2 protein-coding genes are annotated in these 2,037 nt (G+C 37.2%); both read right to left on the reverse strand.

Features of this window, described 5'->3' with window-relative positions; translation table 11 throughout:
• Positions 1–14 precede the first annotated feature (14 nt).
• The gene (locus tag ACY2RQ_RS19210; protein WP_490114626.1) at positions 15–995 is read right to left on the reverse strand and encodes a GIY-YIG nuclease family protein; all 981 of its coding nucleotides are present in this window, start codon (positions 993–995) and stop codon (positions 15–17) included.
• Positions 996–1,303: 308 nt separating this feature from the next.
• Positions 1,304–1,894 (reverse strand): hypothetical protein, encoded by a 591-nt coding sequence (locus tag ACY2RQ_RS19215; protein WP_490114627.1) that lies wholly within the window; start codon positions 1,892–1,894, stop codon positions 1,304–1,306.
• Positions 1,895–2,037 lie beyond the last annotated feature (143 nt).

Genomic DNA, 2,037 nt, shown 5'->3' on the forward strand with positions numbered 1-2,037 from the left:
TTGTTAGGCGCATTTTATTTGATTAACTCAAAAACATCAGAGGTTGCAATACCTCCGGAATTTCTTATTTCAGAGATTTCTTTAGAGAATATTTCTTCCTTCGCTTCATGTTTTGTTTTATAACCTTGCTTTAAAAAATCATCAAAGCTTTGGGAATCAAATACTATCAGTCTTTCTCTTTCAGATTTTGAAAACTCATTCAAATCTACAATGGCTTTCTCGATGAATTTGTACTTGTATTTTTTGAAGTCCTGATTTTGATCTCTAGAAATCACCTTGCTTACTTGAAGGTCAGGTAATGAAATTGTTGGATAGTCATCGTAGACAATATCTCTATTACATTCAGGCTTAAACTTTGATATGTAATATGCCTCATATATTGCCACATCAGATTTTGTTTTGGTTTCGTAAAGCTCTATTTTTGCAAAATCTAGCAACCCTCGCTCTCTTATTGAACTGAGGCTTCTGGTTAAGAGACAGCTTGCACTTTTCCCAACGTATGAAAGCTCATTTTTTGCATTATATAAAAAATAGACTCCGATTTTATCTGTATAATCAAAGTCTAAGTTGGATATTGTATATATTATTTCTTCGGCTTCCATTAGCCGGATAATGGAAACTCTATTGTTGTAAATTTCATTACTTGATATAGCTTTTTGTTGAAAAGATATCTCTATATCAAACATCGTTTTTAACGATGTTAATATGTAATAAAATTGGACTTCTTTTCTCTTAACTTTTTCCATTTTTCTCATAAAGTAATCCATATGAGAAAAACATTGATCAATCTGATCCTTCTTGAACATAGTACATATTTTATCCAGAAAGTTATCAATGATCAGAATCAATCCCTGAGCTTCTATTTCTAACAGCTCGGCGTAAAAGTCCTCGAACAAATCAATTGTTTTAATCTCATTTTCGCTTACCTCTACATTTTTGTTCTTAGCTATTTTTAGACAATAGAATTTAAAATGTCTGTAATCAGCAAATTCCATGATTACTTCTCAGTTGATGGTTGCGCGCCTAACGCCTAAATCAGGTGCGCCGTAGGCGTCACCTGGATTTTCTTGTTAGGGCTTTGTTGCAGATTACTCAGTTTTAAATTCAATTCTTACTGGGATTTCTGACATCGCATAGTGAACAAATTGAGTTCCAAGCGCTGTAAGTTGATAACCTTCATTTTCATCGAACGCAGATACAGGTGGTTTAGGCCCACTACCTTTAGGACGACGTGCTGGTTGCTTAGCAACAAAATTCCCATAGTAGTCAACTTGGCGGTGTTGGCGAATAATACCGCCGGTACTTAAATCACGAAAAAGAAGTTTATATAAGTCTGCATCAGCTGAATCTTCTCTGACTGCCCCTTTTCCGATTTTGCGCCAAATTCCACCTCGAGTGATTCCATCACTGTTGTAAATGGCTGCATAACCTGAAAATGCATTTCTGAGTATTCATTGATCCAATCAATATACATACGGACAACATCATCACTAGACACTTGTGATGCTGCAGCATTTGACAGGATATTTCTTATATATACTCGTTTATCTTCGCTCTCTGCTCCAGACCATTCACGGAATGTTTTTCTGACCAATGACTGGTATTCTCGGCTTTCTACACGCTGAGAAATTTTGTCATCTTGAAGGTCTAGCCGAGCCATTATTTCTATGATCGTTTGTTCTTTTTCCTTGAGCTCGTCCTGAAGCATTTGTACCCAATGCTCAAAGAAACGATTTACTTTGTCTTGCTCACCCTCAGACCATGCACCAGCAATCGCAGAGAAAATGCCTCCAGCAAAAGGGACTACTCCTCCAACTGCTTGAAGCGCACCTCTAGAAATCTTTGCAGCTTTTCCACTTTCCGGTAGTTTTTTGTCTTCTTCATTCTCTGACATGTTGTATTCCTTTCAACAAAACTCTCAATACCTATATTTTGCTACACCAGTCGTCAAAAAAATGGAGATGCTTGATGGTTGGAATTGAGCCCTAACGCCCGCATCAGGTGCGCCGAAGGCGTCACTTGGATGCGCTTGTTAGG

It is taken from the genome of Parendozoicomonas sp. 209JJ7-1 (assembly GCF_058147085.1).

Bases quoted from the DNA above. Each gene is read 5' to 3' on its own strand.
- ACY2RQ_RS19210 (WP_490114626.1), bottom strand. From the start codon at position 995: ATGGAATTTGCTGATTACAGACATTTTAAATTCTATTGTCTAAAAATA.
- ACY2RQ_RS19215 (WP_490114627.1), bottom strand. From the start codon at position 1,894: ATGTCAGAGAATGAAGAAGACAAAAAACTACCGGAAAGTGGAAAAGCT.